Annotated in this window: 20 protein-coding genes; 17 read left to right on the top strand and 3 right to left on the bottom strand. The window is 42.0% G+C overall.

Features of this window, described 5'->3' with window-relative positions:
• Window positions 1–7 precede the first annotated feature (7 nt).
• The 10 genes from AC5JL8_RS18170 (at window position 8) to AC5JL8_RS18125 (ending at window position 8258) form a co-directional block, all read left to right on the top strand.
• Window positions 8–343, top strand: coding sequence for an HNH endonuclease (locus tag AC5JL8_RS18170; RefSeq protein WP_495881090.1), 336 nt, complete (start codon window positions 8–10; stop codon window positions 341–343).
• 93 nt (window positions 344–436) lie between these two features.
• On the top strand, window positions 437–637 hold the full coding sequence (locus AC5JL8_RS18165) for a hypothetical protein (protein WP_495881089.1): 201 nt from the start codon (window positions 437–439) through the stop codon (window positions 635–637).
• A 14-nt stretch (window positions 638–651) separates the two neighbouring features.
• A complete protein-coding gene (sixA, locus tag AC5JL8_RS18160; RefSeq protein ID WP_495881088.1) occupies window positions 652–1146 on the top strand; it encodes a phosphohistidine phosphatase SixA in 495 nt (164 codons plus the stop codon).
• A gap of 112 nt (window positions 1147–1258) precedes the next feature.
• Window positions 1259–2395, top strand: a complete 1137-nt coding sequence (locus tag AC5JL8_RS18155; protein ID WP_495881087.1) for a citrate synthase — start codon at window positions 1259–1261, stop codon at window positions 2393–2395.
• Window positions 2396–2830: 435 nt separating this feature from the next.
• On the top strand, window positions 2831–3949 hold the full coding sequence (gene nuoH, locus AC5JL8_RS18150) for an NADH-quinone oxidoreductase subunit NuoH (protein WP_495881086.1): 1119 nt from the start codon (window positions 2831–2833) through the stop codon (window positions 3947–3949).
• A gap of 185 nt (window positions 3950–4134) precedes the next feature.
• On the top strand, window positions 4135–4719 hold the full coding sequence (ndhI, locus tag AC5JL8_RS18145; protein WP_495881085.1) for an NAD(P)H-quinone oxidoreductase subunit I: 585 nt from the start codon (window positions 4135–4137) through the stop codon (window positions 4717–4719).
• Between the two features lie 248 nt (window positions 4720–4967).
• Entirely contained in the window at window positions 4968–5579 is a 612-nt protein-coding gene (locus AC5JL8_RS18140; protein ID WP_495881084.1) for an NADH-quinone oxidoreductase subunit J, read from the top strand.
• Window positions 5580–5636: 57 nt separating this feature from the next.
• Complete coding sequence (nuoK, locus tag AC5JL8_RS18135; protein WP_006199065.1) at window positions 5637–5942, top strand: NADH-quinone oxidoreductase subunit NuoK; 306 nt, start codon at window positions 5637–5639, stop codon at window positions 5940–5942.
• Window positions 5943–5948: 6 nt separating this feature from the next.
• Window positions 5949–6869 carry an NAD(+) kinase gene (locus AC5JL8_RS18130; RefSeq protein ID WP_495881083.1) on the top strand — a complete coding sequence of 307 codons (921 nt, stop codon included), beginning with the start codon at window positions 5949–5951 and terminating at the stop codon, window positions 6867–6869.
• 585 nt (window positions 6870–7454) lie between these two features.
• Entirely contained in the window at window positions 7455–8258 is an 804-nt protein-coding gene (locus AC5JL8_RS18125) for a GNAT family N-acetyltransferase (protein ID WP_495881082.1), read from the top strand.
• Between the two features lie 298 nt (window positions 8259–8556).
• On the opposite strand, the gene AC5JL8_RS18120 is transcribed toward AC5JL8_RS18125, so the two are convergent.
• Complete coding sequence (locus AC5JL8_RS18120) at window positions 8557–8880, bottom strand: sensor histidine kinase (protein ID WP_495881151.1); 324 nt, start codon at window positions 8878–8880, stop codon at window positions 8557–8559.
• A gap of 41 nt (window positions 8881–8921) precedes the next feature.
• Here AC5JL8_RS18120 and AC5JL8_RS18115 point away from each other — a divergent pair, with 41 nt between their 5' ends.
• A complete protein-coding gene (locus AC5JL8_RS18115; protein ID WP_495881081.1) occupies window positions 8922–9386 on the top strand; it encodes a GNAT family N-acetyltransferase in 465 nt (154 codons plus the stop codon).
• A 326-nt stretch (window positions 9387–9712) separates the two neighbouring features.
• Here AC5JL8_RS18115 and AC5JL8_RS18110 read toward each other — a convergent pair whose 3' ends face one another.
• On the bottom strand, window positions 9713–10333 hold the full coding sequence (locus tag AC5JL8_RS18110; RefSeq protein WP_495881080.1) for a class I SAM-dependent methyltransferase: 621 nt from the start codon (window positions 10331–10333) through the stop codon (window positions 9713–9715).
• A 470-nt stretch (window positions 10334–10803) separates the two neighbouring features.
• On the opposite strand from AC5JL8_RS18110, the gene AC5JL8_RS18105 reads away from it, so the two are divergent.
• From AC5JL8_RS18105 to AC5JL8_RS18080, 6 genes are all read left to right on the top strand, one after another.
• Window positions 10804–11091, top strand: coding sequence for a Mo-dependent nitrogenase C-terminal domain-containing protein (locus AC5JL8_RS18105; protein WP_495881079.1), 288 nt, complete (start codon window positions 10804–10806; stop codon window positions 11089–11091).
• A 188-nt stretch (window positions 11092–11279) separates the two neighbouring features.
• Window positions 11280–11981, top strand: a complete 702-nt coding sequence (locus AC5JL8_RS18100) for a response regulator transcription factor (protein ID WP_495881078.1) — start codon at window positions 11280–11282, stop codon at window positions 11979–11981.
• 151 nt (window positions 11982–12132) lie between these two features.
• Window positions 12133–13101, top strand: a complete 969-nt coding sequence (gene arsM, locus AC5JL8_RS18095; RefSeq protein WP_495881077.1) for an arsenosugar biosynthesis arsenite methyltransferase ArsM — start codon at window positions 12133–12135, stop codon at window positions 13099–13101.
• A 205-nt stretch (window positions 13102–13306) separates the two neighbouring features.
• On the top strand, window positions 13307–14314 hold the full coding sequence (arsS, locus tag AC5JL8_RS18090) for an arsenosugar biosynthesis radical SAM (seleno)protein ArsS (protein ID WP_495881076.1): 1008 nt from the start codon (window positions 13307–13309) through the stop codon (window positions 14312–14314).
• 915 nt (window positions 14315–15229) lie between these two features.
• On the top strand, window positions 15230–15982 hold the full coding sequence (locus AC5JL8_RS18085) for a DUF4142 domain-containing protein (protein WP_495881075.1): 753 nt from the start codon (window positions 15230–15232) through the stop codon (window positions 15980–15982).
• 40 nt (window positions 15983–16022) lie between these two features.
• Window positions 16023–16706 carry a DUF2834 domain-containing protein gene (locus tag AC5JL8_RS18080; protein WP_495881074.1) on the top strand — a complete coding sequence of 228 codons (684 nt, stop codon included), beginning with the start codon at window positions 16023–16025 and terminating at the stop codon, window positions 16704–16706.
• A gap of 172 nt (window positions 16707–16878) precedes the next feature.
• On the opposite strand, the gene AC5JL8_RS18075 is transcribed toward AC5JL8_RS18080, so the two are convergent.
• Window positions 16879–17295, bottom strand: a 417-nt coding sequence (locus AC5JL8_RS18075) for a WGxxGxxG-CTERM domain-containing protein (protein ID WP_495881073.1), incomplete at its 5' end; no start/stop codon positions are given.

The raw sequence follows: 17295 nt of genomic DNA, 5'->3' as shown, positions 1-17295 counted from the left end.
TCAGTCTTTGCTGGATGCATATTCTTGTAAGTGTGCAATTACCAATTTTGATGCTGAGGCCGCGCTCGAAGCTGCTCACATAATTTTATACATTGAAACCGAAAATAATCATCCATCAAATGGTTTATTATTACGTGCAGATTTGCATACTTTATTTGACTTAAACCTTATTGCCATCCATCCAGAAACAATGACGGTATATATTTCGCCTACTCTCCAAACAACTGAATATCGAGTAATTGACGGGATAAAGCTACGAGTTCCAAAAGATGGAATGTGCCGTCCCAACCAACAGTTTTTGAAACAGCGGTTCGAGCAGTGTAAATGGTGTAAAGATATTTAAAAATCAATCGCAAACCCTTTCATTTTTTAATAGGCATAAGAATGACACAGCAAGAGTTATTGAATGAGTTTTTATCCCTTCTGCTGAAGCACAGTGTCAAGTAATGGAGTTTATTGCTTTTTTGCCACAAAGAAAAGATATGCAGTAATTGAACCTGCCTCTGAGTTACCGGATTTTGATTTAATAAATGATAGTTTTATTGGGATGTGGGGCGTAGGCGTAGCCCGTCGTAGACATTGCCAAGATTTAGCTGATAGTACTGCTTGGGTACGTAGTGTTCGAGAAAATGAGTAAGCCTAACACGTGCGATGGAACTGTATCTAATTCGTCATGGTATAGCCCAAGAGAGAGCTGCTGGCATCAAAGATGAGGAGCGAGTTCTCACTAAAGAGGGGCGGCAAAAGACAGACAAAGTTGCCCAACGACTCGTTCAGCTGGATTTGCACTTTGATTTGATTGTCACAAGTCCCCTAGTACGGGCGCGCCAAACAGCAGAAATCCTCAGAGAAACTGGACTAAGCTCTCAGATGGAGGAATCTAATCACCTTGCACCTGATGGTAATATTCATAGTTGGTTGAAAGACTGGCTAGAGCCAAGAAATTATGCCCAAAATACCCAAATTGCCCTTGTGGGACATGAGCCTTGTTTGAGTGAGTGGGCAGAAATTCTTCTTTGGGGGGAAGCCAAAGCAAGCTTAGTCTTGAAAAAAGCAGGTATGATCGGAATAAAACTACCAGAAATAGGCTCTCCTCTGGGTCGTAGTCAGATGTTTTGGTTGACACCACCCAAGTACCTGCTCTAACGGTTTTTTCACAGTTATGAAAGAACTTAGGTTATAACTGTTACTGTTATTGCGATAACGATTTCTGGTAAGTTAGCCTGAGCAAATCTTTTACAAAGCAGATGGTGTTGCCATGTCGGTGTGCGAATACAAGCCCGGTTTGGAAGGTATTCCTGCTGCCCAATCCAGTATCAGCTATGTTGACGGGCAAAAAGGAATACTAGAATATCGCGGCATCCGGATTGAGGAATTAGCAGAAAAAAGTACATTTTTGGAAACTGCTTATCTGTTGATCTGGGGTGAACTGCCAAGCAAAGAAGAACTGGAAGCATTTGAGGATGAAGTTCGCCACCACAGGCGAATAAAATATCGCATCCGGGACATGATGAAATGCTTTCCAGAAAGCGGTCACCCAATGGATGCTCTACAAGCCTCTGCTGCTGCATTAGGCTTGTTTTACTCGCGTCGAGATTTACATAATCCTGCCTACATTCGAGATGCAGTGGTTCGCTTGATAGCAACCATTCCAACGATGGTGGCGGCGTTTCAGTTAATGCGTAAAGGCAATGACCCTATACGCCCACGCGATGACTTAGACTACTCCGGCAACTTTCTGTACATGCTCGATGAGAAAGAACCGGACGCTTTGGCGGCACGAATTTTTGATGTCTGCTTGATACTTCATGTCGAGCATACGATGAATGCTTCCACCTTTAGTGCCAGGGTGACGGCTTCTACCTTAACAGATCCTTATGCTGTCGTTGCTAGTGCGGTGGGAACCTTAGGGGGGCCACTACATGGTGGAGCCAATGAAGAAGTAATTCAAATGCTAGAAGACATTGGCTCTGTAGACAATGTGCGTCCCTATGTCGAGGATCTTCTGCAACGCAAAGCTAAAATTATGGGCTTTGGGCATCGTGTCTATAAGGTAAAAGACCCCAGAGCCACCATTTTGCAGAACTTGGCGGAACAGTTGTTTTCCAAATTTGGGGACGACAAATACTACGAAATTGCCCAAGAGATGGAACGGGTAGTAGCGGAAAAACTTGGTCACAAAGGAATTTATCCTAATGTTGACTTCTATTCCGGTTTGGTGTATAGGAAGATGGGTATTCCCACAGACTTGTTTACACCAGTATTTGCGATCGCCCGTGTTGCTGGTTGGTTAGCCCACTGGAAAGAACAACTGGAAGAAAACCGGATTTTCCGTCCTACTCAAATTTACAACGGTCGCCACGACATTACTTATGTCCCCATTGAAGAACGCTAACTAACAGTTAGGTTGTTAGTGATACCAGCCCCTAGCCCTGGAAAATCATCAAACTTGTAAACAATGGAAGCGTTGCCACAACGAAGGCGAAAGTTTTGTGTTGCCAAGTTCACAATCTATGGATGTTGCCTCCAGACTTCAGAAGCTCATGGCTTTTCCATTTCCGATGTGAGACGTTTATTTGCTAAGTTTTGTTTCCACCAGGTAACTGGGGGTTTTAAATCGTGGATCTCGATACTTTCCATAAGTAGAACTTGTGTTCTGTTTAAGGAGGGTCAAAACCATCCAACGATATACTAGGCATGGGAATTCGCAAAAAATCTTCAATCAGGCGTCATCATTAAAGGATAAAGGATGAAGGCTAAAGGATGAAGGCTGAAGTTTTACACTTCATTCTTCATTCTTCACACTTCAGTTGACTTAAAGAGCGGAAACATGAACTCAGGAATAGACCTCCAAGGAACTTTTATTAAATCCCTTACGGATTTAGGACTACCACCAGATGCAGCCAAAGCTATTTGGATGCCTCTACCAATGATACTGATGCTCATTGGGGCAACCGTGGGGGTACTAGTTGCCACTTGGCTTGAGCGGAAAATTTCCGCAGCAGCACAGCAACGGATTGGCCCAGAATACATGGGCCCTTTTGGGTTGCTAGTGCCGGTCGCGGATGGTCTGAAGCTTGTATTTAAAGAAGATGTAGTGCCAGCACAATCTGACCCCTGGCTATTTACTCTCGGCCCAATCATTGTTGTGATTCCGGTGTTTTTGTCATTTTTGATTGTCCCGTTTGGGCAGAATATCGTCATCACGAATGTAGGGATGGGGGTCTTCTTATGGATTGCCTTATCTAGTATTCAGCCAATTGGGTTGTTGATGGCTGGTTACGCTTCTAATAATAAATACTCCCTCTTAGGGGGCTTGCGGGCAGCAGCACAGTCTATCAGTTACGAAATTCCTTTGGCGTTGAGCGTGTTAGCGATCGCTATGATGTCTAACAGTCTCAGCACTGTTGATATTGTCAATCAGCAATCTGGCTACGGTATCCTGGGCTGGAACATTTGGCGGCAACCAGCCGGTTTTCTCATCTTTTGGATAGCAGCCCTTGCTGAATGTGAACGCTTGCCCTTTGACCTACCTGAAGCGGAAGAAGAATTAGTGGCAGGTTATCAAACCGAATATGCGGGGATGAAATTTGGCCTGTTCTACCTGGGTTCCTACGTTAACTTGATACTTTCTAGCCTGCTGGTGGCAATTTTGTATCTAGGCGGTTGGGATTTTCCCATTCCCATCAATATGATCGCTAGTTGGCTGGGAATCAGTGAAGCAAATCCTGTATTGCAGATAGTCACTGCTTCTTTGGGTATTATCATGACCGTACTCAAAGCCTACTTACTAGTATTTGTTGCCATCCTGTTGCGCTGGACAGTACCACGGGTTCGGATTGACCAATTGCTAGATTTAGGATGGAAGTTTTTGCTACCGGTGGGTTTAGTTAATCTCCTATTAACTGCGGCCCTGAAATTAGCCTTTCCCGTCGCCTTCGGTGGTTAGTCATTAATCATTTGTCATTTGTCATTAGTAATCTGACAAATGACCAATGAAAACTACGGGTAACGTCAGTTGCTCCTGGGGGGAACCACGCCACTGAGGAAGCCAAAAAACCCGTCCAACGCAGTGGCTCCCCAAGACCGCACTGACTCACAACTGGCAACTGACAAAAGAGAGAGACACACAAAATGCTAAAGTTCCTCAAGCAAGTTGGTGATTACGCCAAAGAAGCAGTGCAAGCCGGCCGTTACATTGGTCAAGGATTATCTGTCACTTTTGACCATATGCGGCGACGTCCGATTACTGTACAGTATCCTTACGAAAAACTGATTCCTGGTGAACGATTTCGTGGAAGAATTCACTTTGAGTTTGATAAGTGTATTTCCTGCGAAGTTTGTGTTCGCGTTTGCCCAATTAATCTACCTGTAGTGGATTGGGAATTCGACAAAGCCAGCAAGAAGAAAAAGCTCAATCATTATAGTATTGACTTTGGAGTTTGTATCTTCTGCGGTAACTGTGTGGAATATTGCCCGACTAACTGTCTATCGATGACAGAAGATTACGAACTATGCACTTACGATCGCCATGAATTGAATTTTGACAACGTAGCGTTGGGACGTCTGCCTTACAAGGTAACAAATGACCCAATGGTTACACCACTACGCGAACTAGTTTACCTGCCCAAGGGTGTCATGGAACCCCATGATTTGCGTGCCGATGCACCTCGTCCTGGTGCACGTCCAGAAGACCTGGTGGAACCAGCAGAAAAATAAATCATAGTAGCAAATGGTCAGCGGTCAATAATCAGTAGCAAAAAATAATAGATAGCACTGACAACTGACAACTGACAACTGACGACTGACCCTTCGGGTACTCTGCGAGAACCCCTACGGGGAACGTCAGTTACTCATGGGTGAAACCCCCAAGACCCTTATGGGTTCGGCAGTTACTCTACTTGGGGAAACCCCAAGACCGTACTGCCTCACCGTACTGACTCACAACAGACTGAGGATAAAAAACAGTGAATCTAGCAGAAGGAGTACAGGTTGTTTCCTTTGGCATACTGGCTGTAATGATGATTGGGGCAGCGCTAGGTGTAGTGCTGTCCTCCAGCATCGTCTATTCTGCCTTTTTGCTTGGAGGTGTATTCATCAGCATAGCTGGGATGTACCTGTTGTTGAATGGTGACTTCGTAGCAGCAGCACAAGTGCTGATTTATGTTGGGGCAGTAAACGTGCTGATCTTGTTTGCAATTATGCTGGTCAACAAGCGGCAGGATTTTACGCCTTTTCCCAGCGCTTGGCTGCGGAAAGTATTGACAGGTGTAGTCAGCATAGGATTATTTGGCCTTTTGAGTACAATGATCTTGGCAACTCCTTGGGCGTACTCAGCTACTCCTGTGGTTATAGAACCTTCCATAATTTTGATTGGCGAACATTTCTTTAGTGACTTTCTACTACCTTTTGAACTGGCTTCCATTTTGTTGCTAATGGCGATGGTGGGAGCAATTATTTTGGCGCGTCGTGAGTATTTACCAGACCAAGTGACGCCTTCCGGCCTGCCGCAGACTGTGTTGACTTTGCCAGAACGCCCCAGAGAACTAGTATCGGCAGGCAGCGAAACAGAAGAGTAATTACTACTGCATTTGCAGGTAAAAAGCCAAATTTTTTCAGAAGGAATACAGAGATTCATGCAACTCCAGTACTTTTTACTACTTGCAGCAGCCTTGTTCTGTATCGGCATTTATGGTTTAATTACCAGCCGCAACGCCGTGCGGGTGCTGATGTCAATTGAGTTGCTGCTCAATGCTGTTAACTTAAATTTAATGGCATTTTCCAACTTCTTAGACTCAACATTAATTAAAGGTCAGGTTTTCACCGTGTTTGTGATTACCGTGGCCGCAGCCGAAGCGGCGGTGGGTTTAGCGATCGTGCTAGCCATCTATCGCAACCGCGATACCGTCGATATGGAGCAGTTTAATCTCCTGAAGTGGTAATTGTGTGTGCAACTCAAGCAGGTAATCATTGCTTATAAAGCACGAGATGCCCAGAGTAAACGCTGGGCAGAAATCTGTGCTAAACAACTAGAAAATCGCCAGTGCCAGGTTTTGATAGGCCCTAGCGGCCCAAAAGATAACCCTTACCCGGTTTTTTTGGCTTCGGTAGGTCAACCAATCGATCTAGCTTTGGTACTTGGCGGTGACGGTACTGTTTTAACTGGTGCCAGACATTTAGCTCCAGCTGGCATCCCCATTCTGGGAGTGAATGTGGGAGGTCATCTGGGGTTTTTAACTGAGTCGGTGGAAGAGTTTCAAGATACGGAAAAAGTTTGGGATCGACTGTTTGAGGATCGTTATGCTATTCAGCGGCGGATGATGTTGCAAGCGGCAGTGTTTGAGGGTCATGGCTCAAATTTAGAACCAGTGACTGAACGCTACCTTGCTTTGAATGAATTCTGTGTCAAACCCGCTTCTGCCGATCGCATGATTACCTCAATTTTGGAAATGGAAATTGACGGTGAGGTAGTCGATCAATATGTTGGGGATGGATTAATTATTTCGACTCCCACAGGTTCTACAGGTTACACTGTCTCTGCCAATGGCCCAATTATGCACGATGGTATGGAAGCAATTACCATCACTCCCATTTGTGCCATGAGCCTTTCTAGCCGTCCGCTCGTTTTACCTCCTGGTTCTGTGGTTAGTATTTGGCCTTTGGGGGATTACGATTTGAGTACCAAGCTGTGGACAGATGGGGTTTTAGCTACTTCGATTTGGCCAGGACACCGCGTTGATGTGCGAATGGCTGAGTGTCGGGCTAAATTTATTATTTTGCGCGAAAACAATTCATATTATCAGACGCTGCGAGAGAAGTTACTTTGGGCAGGTACTAGGGTTCGCTACAGTAATAATCATCGAAATTAATTGTCAGTTGTCAGGTGTTGAAATCTACTGACCGAGAGTTACTGATAATTGAAAAATCATCCATTTACCAAGTACCAAAGTTACACTTTCTGCATTTTAGAACGCAAAATTATGCAAGCCCACGGATAATCCGTGGGCTTTCTGCCTCTATTGTGACTGGTTTAGCCATAAAAGAGCATAATACCAATTCGTAATCAGGAAAGTCAGATTAAATCTGTGTGTCCTTTCTTCGTATCTGTAACCCTATTTGGGAAAATTGGTATAAGAGCAAAATTTTGTATCTTATTACCAGATTTTTTTCGGAAGTCATGTTCATAATAAAAGCATACCATCTCTAACTTCTCTAATTATTTAAACTTTATTTGAACATTAGAGGATAGATAGTTAAAGATGGATTTTGGACTCATCCTAATTCATCAATCTCACATGAGATTAAAGGAGGATTTATTAAAACAATACTGTCTGTAAAAGGATTTTTATAGAAACCAGCCAATAGCGCTTTAATACGTTAATACAGAGTTCATTGGATTTGCATCGTGCATAAATCCTATTAGGATATTTTCTCCATTCCAAGTAGGAAGATAGATGGAAATTTCTTGCCGCCAAACCGATTACTTACTTAGTCCTGCTTCACTATTTACAGATTTTCCAGTTCTTCAAAGCAAAAATTATATCTTACGCCTTGCCTCGACTGAAGAAGAATTAGAATCTATCTTCCGTTTGCGCTTTGAAGTTTTTAATCTTGAACTTGGTCTGGGTTTCTCGACTTCTAGCCTTACTCAAATGGATCAAGATAGATTTGATGCGATTTGCCATCATTTGATGCTTATTTCCAAACTGACTGGTAAAGCGATTGGAACCTATCGGATGCAAACCTATATCATGGCTTCACAAGGCTTAGGTTTTGATGCAGCTGACATCTTTAATCTCAATCAGATTCCTGGTTCTGTACTTCAGAAGTCTGTGGAAATTGGACGTGCATGTATAGCTAAGAAATATCGCAACAGCCAAGCACTTTTTTTACTATGGGAGGGGCTAGCAAATTATCTTATCTGGACTGGAAGCAAATATTTTTTTGGTTGTGCATCACTACTAACGCAGAATTATTGGCTAGGTAGTTGTGCTTATCATTATTTTCGCCAGAATAATTTGATGCATCCTAGCATTTTAGTGTATCCAAATGCACAATACTCTATAGAACTTGCGCAACAATGTCCCGATGCTTGTAATGTTAATATTCCTAATATTTTGCAAGCATACTTAAATATCGGAGCGAAAATATGTAGCCTTCCAGCTATTGATAAACAGTTCAAAACCATTGATTTTTTAACTATGTCGAATATCGAAGATTTTGTCAAATGGAATTCGGAACTTTCTTTAAGAAGGTAGGCAGTTTTGATTAGATAGTTTGTTGATTAAGCAACTTGATTTCTGATAATAGCATTTATCTTAAATTCAGAAGTTTAATTTATCATTCGGATTTCTAACGAAAACATAAAGCTAGATTTGATGCCTTTGATACAAACTTAATAAATTATTCCCAGAGTTAATAAAAGAGAAGTTTGCTTAACTTCTAGGAAAGCTTGCTTATGCGCCATTTCGCCGCCATCTCCAACTTACTCCGAACGAATGGTACGAACTAAACGTTGAATAGTAATATGGCGTTACCAATCAAATTTTGAAATAACTATACCAGTTGGGTTTTGTCTGCGAGTAAAGTGGGTAAGTGGTCATGAGTAATGATGGCATTGCTTTGGGCGATCGCTACTTGTAAATTACTTAATGCTTGATTGAGCGCAACATTAGAGTCAATAGAAGACAACACTTGACCACGAGTACCAACACGGGAATAAGCTAATAAATCTTGAATTAACTGCCGCATCCGCACGGCCCCATCCACAATATAAGCTAAGTATTCCTGGGCAGCCTTGTCTAAACGGTTTTGATATTCTTGTTCAAACAATTGGCTATAGCCTGCTATAGCGTGCAATGGTTCTTGTAAATCGTGTATTATTTAAAATTTATAAAGTATCAAATATATAAATAAAAATAGTGAAAACAAACAATTTATTTTTACCATCTGGATGTGTTTTGCGTAGAGCAAAATCTGCGGATAGCTGGCAAATTAAGTTATTGGTATTCTCAGCTAAACTTGACCCGACTCAGTTACGTTGGGAACAATTTTGGGTGATTGAATGCGATAAAAATTTAGTTGCTTGCGGACAACTGCGTAACTTTTCAGAAGCACAAGAACTCGGTAGTTTGGTGGTTACACCAGCTTGGCGAGGTCGGGGGTTGGCTAGTTTTTTGACACAGTATCTAATTCATACAGCAACTCAGCCACTATATCTAGAATGTCTGGGACAGCGACTGGCACACTTTTATAGCCAATTCGGGTTTGTGCCCATTTCCTTTGAGGAGTTACCGCGATCGCTCAAAAATAAGTTTGGCTTGTCTGAATTAGCTAAAAAGCTGATTCGAGTTCCTGTAGTGTTTATGCAATATCAAGAAAGATAAGCGAAAAAAATTTTTCTGACAGCAGAATCCAGATAAAACCAGGACTTACGCAGGATTTCTCTGAAACTCTCTTTACTTCGTGTTCTTTGTGTCCTACCCTGCGTGCGGGAAGCCCTTTGGGTGTCTACAAGTCGCTTAACCCTTTCGGTAGTCGCTCATGGGGAGCCACTGCGTTGCGCGGGTTTCCCGCGTTGTAGCAAGTGGCGTGGAAACCCCCTGCGTACCCGTCGCTGCCTCACCAACGCACTGTCTCACCGCTCCGCGTCTATGCGGTTCGTTTTTCCGTTATCACTGCGTAAGCCCTAGAAATGTAAGTTCAACAGGCGTCAACTTAAGGGTGGTTTAGTAAAAATCGTCAGCAAGACAGGGCCTAATAAATAATAGTGTCCTGCACACACCAACCCAGCAGAAGCTCCTAAACTCTCACGTTCTTGAGGACTATAAAATCTAATTTTGCCAAGACCAGCCAGCGTCAGTTGCGATTCTGCCTTACTTTTCAAACTTGTATCAACCAAATAGAAGCGTCCGCCGGGAGAAAGCACCCGTGCTACCTCACTCATAACCTGTTTAGGTTCCAAGTAGTGCAAAAAACTTATACTGTTGAAAACAGCATTAAATTGACCATCGGCAAAGGGAAGAGACTCAGCTTTACCCTCAATATAAATTAAACGTGGATGATGGCGGTTTTTTTGTCTTGCTACCCGCAACATCTCAGGAGATAAATCTAACCCAGTACCACGCAAATCAGCAAACTTAGCTGCAAGCCGATCAAGCAGGCGACCAGTACCACAGCCTAAGTCAAGTACCTTTGGTTGAGGTGGTAAATCGACGTGTTCCAACAGCCGTTTGTGGACGGTTTGGTAAAATACGGAAGGAAGTAGCCAGTCATAACTCGGTGCCCAACGGTCAAAAACTTGTTTTTTGTTACTTATAAAGTCTCGTGTCATAAATTTTCGCAGCTATCCTAAACTTTCCGCCTCAGTTAGCAAAATTGAAGCTGCGCCTCCAACAATTGATTAATCAGGCAATTTCGTTTTACTTTGCTCATATCTACCCTAAAGCTAACACTCCTGTATAAAGGCTCGTAAGTTAAGAAACATTGCGACATTAGGAAACGTCTAATAAACAGCCGAGTGTGCAGCGAAGAAATAGGATAGCGATACGGGCGATTGCGCGGAGTGCAGTGCGCTCAAGGGCGATCGCATAAGCAAATTATCTGGAATGCAAATATTTGAATGTGTAGTTAAATGTGTCTAGAAACGAGAAATAAATCTAAATTTAGCTCGTTTACTTTTCCCAAATGCAGCATTGATATTGGAATCAACCAAACATTGTAATCATTGCATAAAACTAAATAACCAAATGTACATATGTATAGGAATTAATACTCAAATAACTTAGCTCAAGGAGAAAAAGTATGGCCTGCTTTACTCAAATACTTTTACACTACGATCTACTCTACCCAGTCCGCGAATGGTTGGACAAAATCGAAATTCATAACTGTCATTTAGCTCATTTCTTGTGCAAGGCTATTCCAGCTCAATGTCCATTTGAGCGAGATATCACTATATTTGGTCGGAAACTATTACACATTCCTCCAATGTGTAAATTGAATCCTCTTTACGAACAAGTTGTTAGTTTGCGGTTTAAAGCTTTATGCTATCTTGCTGATGAATGCGGCGAAGATGTCACAGCCTATTGCTAAATTGTCATGATATTGTGATGCAGCAGCAATGGGTGACCGCAGATTTACTATTGTTACTTAATTGTAAGTATACTAAGCTAACGTAGAAATCATTAGATGTTTAGCTATATAGTAGCTATTACCTATCTAGAATTTTCTTAATCTGTGTTTCTGCCTACCATACTCTGCTGAAATCATCAACATTATCTATGACGCACATCTTACTGGTTGAAGATGAAGTCAAATTAGCACGATTTATAGAATTAGAACTGAATTATGAAGGCTATCAAGTCAGCGTTGCCTACGATGGATTAACTGCAATCATCGCAGCACAGAATTTACATCTAGATTTAGTAATCTTAGATTGGACATTACCAGATTTATCGGGGATAGAAATTTGCCGCCGCTTACGAAGTACTGGTGATAGAGTACCGATAATTTTATTAACTATCAAAGATGAAGTGAGCGATTGCGTGAAGCTCACTGCCGAAGGCGATCGCGTTGCAGGCTTAGAAGCCGATGCTGATGACTATGTAGTTAAACCCTTCAGTATCGAAGAATTATTAGCCAAAGCTCATACCCAGGTGCGAAGAAACAAAGCAACACAAGCCGCAGATATCTTAGAATTTGAAGACCTGAGTTTAAATCGTCGCACGCGAGAAGTACATCGGGGTCAAAGGCTCATTGATTTAACTGCCAAAGAATTTGATTTGCTGGAATATTTACTCATCAATTCGCGGCAGGTAGTGACAAGCGATCGTATTGTAAAAGAAGTCTTAGGTTATGACTTCATGGGCGATTCCAATAGCATTGAAGCCTATATTCGCTATTTGCGCTTAAAGCTCGAAGCTAATAACGAAAAACCCCTTCTTCAAACCGTCCGCGGTGTCGGCTACGTCTTGCGTGATTAAATTACAGCTAACGTTAAACTCCTAAACTCCCCTTTCTTACTGGGGTTTGGGGGTTCTTGTGTTCTCAACAAAAACTCATGCAATGGAGAGTTAGTTATATTACGATCCACAAAGTTGGCTAGACTGAAGAACACACAACATTAGGATTGTAATGACCTATTTAGAAACAGCGGCGCAATTCTACCGCGAAGTTGCACAAACACCGCAAGTTGGACTTTGTTGTGTCCAAAGTACACCCCTGCAACTACCTGGACTAACAATACCTTTGCCAATGCAGGAAATGAACTATGGTTGTGGTACCACTGTTCATCCCACCGAACTGGCAAACCAACCTACCGTGCTGTATGTCGGCGTTGGCGGTGGCTTAGAAGCTTTACAATTCGCTTATTTTTCTCGCCGTGCAGGTGCTGTAATTGCCGTTGAACCGGTTGAAGCGATGCGAGAAGCCGCTACACGTAACCTGGAAATTGCTGCTCAAGAAAATTCCTGGTTTGACACCAGCTTTGTAGAAATTCGAGAAGGCGACGCCTTTAACTTACCGATTGCTGATGCTTCTGTAGATGTGGTGGCACAAAATTGCCTTTTCAATATATTTGAACCAGAAGATTTAAATCGTGCTTTAAAAGAAGCATTTCGCGTCTTAAAACCAGGCGGAAGATTGCAAATGAGCGATCCCATTGCCACTCGTCCAATTCCTACACATCTACAACAAGATGAGCGGCTAAGAGCTATGTGTTTATCAGGCGCACTCACCTATAAAGAATATACTCAACTGATCGTAAATGCTGGCTTTGGCCAAGTTGAAATTCGTGCTCGCCGCCCTTATCGTCTGCTAGATTCATTGACATATAATTTAGAGGAAAATTTGCTTCTTGAAAGCCTTGATTCGGTTTCTTTCAAGGTTGCTATACCTGAAGATGGAGCCTGTATATTCACTGGAAAAACAGCAATTTATGCTGGTAAAGAACCATTTTTTGATGATTCAGCAGGTCATCTTTTGCAGCGTGGTATACCCGCAGCCGTGTGTGATAAAACTGCTGCAAAGCTAGCAGTTTTAAAACCAGCCCAAATAATTATCACTGATTCGACTTGGCATTATAACGGTGGTGGTTGCTGTTAAGCTAAATTACAAGTTTTCTTGATAGTTTATGTTTTGAAATCACGTAGGTGGGCATTGCCCACCCTACAGTTGAGCATGAACGAATTAACTGTTTATTTAAATTAGTTGTACCACATATGATTTTTTATAAAAACTTAAATATTTTTTCAGATTATAATCATAAAGCTAATTTTTATATTTATTTGGATTTCTTTAGGAAGAAGCAATGCAGACTAAACCCATAAATACAGCCAATTCAAAAGTAACACCATTCAAAGATAAACTAAGTTACTCTTTGACAAAGAAGGAAATCAATGTTTTACAAATCAATTTAGGTAAACGCTGTAACCTTGCCTGTACACACTGCCATGTCGAAGCAGGCCCTAAACGTACAGAAGAACTTTCTTCAGAAATTTGCGGACAGTTGATTGCGCTAATTCATAGATTTCCTGAAATTAAGATTGTGGATTTAACTGGTGGCGCACCAGAAATGAATTATGGATTTAAACCACTTGTAGAAGCAGCAAGGGCAACAGGTAAACAAGTGATAGTCCGGTCAAATTTGACTATTTATTTTGAAGAAGGATTTGATGATTTACCTGAATACTTTGCTAAACATAAACTTAGAATAGTTGCTTCTCTGCCGTGCTACCTAGTAGATAATGTAGATAAAATGCGCGGCACGGGTGTTTTTGATGCTTCAATCAAAGCTTTGCAATGGTTAAATCGGCTTGGCTATGGGCAACAACCAGATTTGATTTTGGACTTGATATATAATCCCCAGTTGCCCCAATCTGAAAAATTTTCTTTAGCTCCTGAACAGACAAATCTAGAACGAGATTACAAAATGTTCTTGCAAGAACATTTTGGCATTGTTTTTAACAACCTATTCACTATTACGAATCTACCAGTTGGCAGAACTAAAATGCATTTAGAACGAAAAAAACTGTATACAAGCTATTTGCAGTTTTTAGAATCGCATTTTAATGCTAGTACAGTTGAGCATTTAATGTGCCGCGATGAGTTATCTATCGACTATCTCGGTAATGTCTATGATTGCGACTTTAATCAAATGATGAATCTACCTGCAAAAACTCGTAACGGTGAAACCCTGACAATTGCCAAGTTACTAGAAGTCGGTAATTTAGACTTGATTAGTGAGGTACAAACTGCTGCCTATTGTTATGGTTGTACGGCTGGGTGCGGTTCTAGCTGTGGAGGTGCTTTATTGTAAAGTTTATTAATTTTTAATTTTGAATAGACGTGCGATCGCTCGCGCACTACGCGATCGCCTCTATGTCATCAAAGAACAATTTTGTTACAAAACCTTTTATCCCTGTCTCACTCATTGTCAGATAGGTTTATGATGACATTAGTTAAGTCTCCTCACACCACACAAAAAAGCCGTGGATTCCTCTAAGTTTCCACGGTTTTTTTTTGTAATCAAAAATTAAATATCAAAACAGCAATTCAAAATCAAAAATTTAACTTGGGCTTGAAGCTAACAAGAGCAAGTGTCCTGGCTAATTTTTAATACATTGTTAAATAAATATAAGCGTACCTTAGAGGATATATACCATCGTTATTGGTTTTGGTACCCCAGAAGTTGGTGCATACAGATTAAGTTCCGAGGGCTGCTAGAAAAATTTATAGTGGTGTCATCAGTAAATATTCTGTTACCAAAACTGTTACAAGCTCATTGCTACTCGTTAGTTACTTTATGATGATATGTAGTTAACTCCTCACACCACACAAAAAGCCGTGGAACTCTATGTTTCACGGGCTTTTTTTTTAGGCTGATGCAAGAGCATAGACGCGGAGCGACAGATTGCCAGATATCAGCAAAAAATAGTTTGTGATTTCTGCCTTCAGCAAGCCAGTCAAGTTTTGAAGAGATATTATCTATAGCCTTAAAGTCTCTCCGCAGATGGAAGGAGAGGCTATTCCTGCGACAGAAGTTTTACACCAACTATAGTAGTTAACTTTTTGATTAGAAGCAATTACAGATCAACTCTGCCTTCAATATCCAATGTCAAGTACGAGTCATCGATTCAACAAAAATACTTAGTTGAGGATATCCGCTAAAGGCAAGCTTGTTTTGTCACCAGAACCATCCTTTAAAGTTTCAAACAGACAAGTATTAACAAATATGCTCTATCAGACAAAGGCAATTAAAAAGTTAGTCGGCAGCTTTCTCGGCGTTGCTAGCGCAAGTGCTTTCATCAGTTTCCCAGGACTAGCACAAGCCAACTTGAACTCTGGTTTTGCCAACAGTTCCAGTCGGTTAATTGTTGCTCAGAATACATCTAGTCCTGCTGCAAATCCAACCTCTACTCCAGGCTCCGCAAATCCAACTTCTACTCCAGGCTCCGCAAATCCAACCTCTACTCCAGGCTCCGCAAATCCAACCTCTACTCCAGGCTCCGCAAATCCGACTTCTACTCCAGACTCCGCAAATCCTAATGTTTCACCGAGACAGCTGGATACAGAATTCATGACTAAGGCAGCGCAAAGTGACCTGACAGAAATCCAAACAAGTCAGTTGGCACTTCGACGGTCTAGAAACCAATCTGTTCGTAACTTTGCGCGGCGGATGATTGAAGAGCATACAAATTCCACCAAAAGATTGGCACCGATAGCGAAAGCTAAAAATTTCGCTCTACCGAAAGATATTGGCCCAGAAAACAAAGCTCTGTTAACGCAACTGACTGGACTATATGGTAGTAATTTTGACCAAGCATATATGCAAGGACAAATTCAAGCTCATGCCAGAACTCTGGCTGAGTACCAAAGGTATTTACAACAGGGAAGAGACCAACAGTTGAGAGCGTTTGCAAGTCAGAATCAACCAATTGTAGCCGATCACTTACAGATGGCTCAAAAGATGACAGCAAGACATTAACTATTACTAAAGTTTTAAACAGCATATGCAATTTGCGGTCATGGTCAGAAAACTCATTCTGTGGCTAATTTGGTTAGGATTTGTCGCCTACACCATATCGGTAGCTCCATTGGATCAACCTGATACATGGTCGTTGGGACGAGATCTGTTAACGTTCCAATGGGGAAGAATCAATGCCATCATCCTGGCCATTTTCTGGCTGATGGGTATCTGGCCTATGATCTATGCTTGTCTGATGTTTGTTGATGGCAGAATGCAAAACTTTCGTGCTTGGCCCTATTTTATTGGGTCAAATTTCACGGGGGTAATTTGCCTTTTGCCCTATTTAATTTTCCGTAAATCCAATCAAGAATTTTATGGAAAAAAAGATAAGTGGCTTTCCATTCTGGAGCAGCGAAGCACAGGAATTAACCTTTTATTTGCTACAATTTGCCTACTGGCTTATGCAGGAATTGCCGGAAACTGGGAAGACTACGTTCAGCAATTTTTTTCTAGGCCTTTTGTTCACCTCATCAGCCTGGACTTCTGTTTAATGTGCCTGATATTTCCAGTGACTTCATTATTTGATGATGATATGGCACGTCGAGGTCTCAAGGACAGCCGCATTTTTTGGGCAGTAGCGCTTATCCCTTTGTTTGGCCCATTAATTTATCTGTGCCTGCGTCCGTCTTTACCAGAAACTGCCCAAAAAGAATACGAAGGTAAAGTTACTTCTTATGCTTAATTAAAATTTCGGCGGCTTAGTACATTTTAAAACTTCACAGGCGATCGCACCTACTAATAATAATTCAATAAGTAAAGCCCTCACTTGTACTTGTACAGTGAGGGCTTTGCAGATGGGAGTAACAAGCCAATATCGCCTCATTTCTAGAGGCTAATCAAAAAACTTCAGCGATTTAATATCTAGACCCAGAACCTGTTGTTTGATTAGGGTCACGATAAGCTTTTGGTTGTTCACGATTAGGAACTAGACCAGCTAAACCAGCTAGACCCAGCAAACCTAGCCAACCCCAACTGGAACCGCGATCGCCCCTCACATCGTTAGTTCCTCGCAATGTAGTGCCACCTGTAGTTGTACCTGTGGTGCCTGTACCTGTAGTATCAGTACCTGTTGTACCTGTGGTACCTGTGCCTGTAGTGCCCGTGCCGGTAGTACCAGTAGTACCAGTACCAAAGCTGTCAGTACCTGTGGTGCCAGTACCTGTACCTGTTGTACCTGTGGTGCCAGTACCTGTGCCTGTTGTACCTGTGGTGCCAGTACCTGTGCCTGTTGTACCTGTGGTGCCAGTACCTGTGCCTGTTGTACCTGTGGT

The organism is Mojavia sp. (assembly GCF_059505145.1).
The sequence above is the reverse complement of the archived record's forward strand: the minus strand, read 5'-3'. Positions and strand labels throughout refer to the sequence as shown.